The sequence below is a fragment of the Nocardioides sp. NPDC059952 genome, assembly GCF_042730435.1.
Taxonomy (GTDB): domain Bacteria; phylum Actinomycetota; class Actinomycetes; order Propionibacteriales; family Nocardioidaceae; genus Nocardioides.
In genome coordinates this window covers 1-1008 of record NZ_JBHWLY010000185.1, presented here as the reverse complement: position 1 = coordinate 1008, position 1008 = coordinate 1, and the positions used below count along the sequence as shown (strand labels likewise).

General features: G+C 65.3%; 2 protein-coding genes. Both read left to right on the top strand.

What is annotated here, in order from left to right:
* Positions 1 to 231 precede the first annotated feature (231 nt).
* Positions 232 to 603 carry a hypothetical protein gene (locus ACFV9G_RS30080; RefSeq protein WP_378733179.1) on the top strand — a complete coding sequence of 124 codons (372 nt, stop codon included), beginning with the start codon at positions 232 to 234 and terminating at the stop codon, positions 601 to 603.
* Positions 604 to 611: 8 nt separating this feature from the next.
* On the top strand, positions 612 to 815 hold the full coding sequence (locus ACFV9G_RS30075) for a hypothetical protein (protein WP_378733177.1): 204 nt from the start codon (positions 612 to 614) through the stop codon (positions 813 to 815).
* The last annotated feature ends 193 nt before the right edge of the window (positions 816 to 1008 follow it).

Sequence of the window (1008 nt, the reverse complement as noted above, 5' to 3'; positions counted from 1 at the left end):
AGCGCGATCACCGGTCGGTACGTGACCAAGGGCACCGCCCGGCGGCACCCGAACACCACGATCACCGAGAACGGCAGCTGACCAACGCCGGCGGCTGATCTAGACCGGCGAGCCCGCCATCTCCTTCACCGGAGATGGCGGGCTTCGCCGTTTCTGACCCTGGTCTCGGCTCGAACGCCTGTTCGCTCTCAGCGGATTGGGAAACCCCGTGTCCCGGGTCACACTCGATGCATGAGCACTCAACTCGGTGAGATCGCCAACCCAACCCTCAGTGACCGATTCCAAGCCTTCTACCGCCCACTGCGCCGGCCCGAGGGTGTCATCGATCCCGACACGGCGCCCCGCATCATCAACGCCGCCGACTTCGACGACGTCGTCCTGATCCTTGAGGCCCTGACCGACGCCCTGCAGGCCCGCCAGGAGAACACGAAGGCCTCCGACTCCACCGAGGCCATGATCGGGCAGCTCACCCAGCTCGTCACCGATCTCACCACCGCCGGCGGAGAGGTCGACCGAGACAACTACGGCGCCGGCGACGAGTGGAAGACCGACCTGCGCTACTTGCTCGCCATGGGCACCGACCCTCGCTACAAGGACCGGTGAGGGCAGTCATGACCGCGAACCGCCCCAAGATCTCGCCCACGCTGCAGGACGCCAAAGCGTGGCTCGAGACGGCCACGGACGACAACAGCACGCTCCCGCTCGAGACCAAGGTGCAGCAAGCTCAACTCGCCCAGGCTGCTGCACTGGTCAGCATTGCCGAATCCCTCGACAACCTGGCCAAAGTAGGAATCGACGTGTGGACGAGGCCCTAACGACCACCAACCGCGGGCCCGCTATCTCTCGTTGAGAGCAGATGGCGGGCCCGTTCCGCGTTCCTCTGCGGGGTGTTCGGAATCGGCCGATATCGAACACCCACGACACGCCCGTTCGTCATGCGTTCTAAACCCTCGTTCGCAACGCTGGCGGCCCGCCCGAAACTGTCGGTCCGGTCGACCACGATTGACC

What these genes read in the sequence shown, in the direction of transcription:
- ACFV9G_RS30080 (WP_378733179.1), top strand. Translation starts at nt 232, where the DNA reads ATGAGCACTCAACTCGGTGAGATCGCCAACCCAACCCTCAGTGACCGA.
- ACFV9G_RS30075 (WP_378733177.1), top strand. Translation starts at nt 612, where the DNA reads ATGACCGCGAACCGCCCCAAGATCTCGCCCACGCTGCAGGACGCCAAA.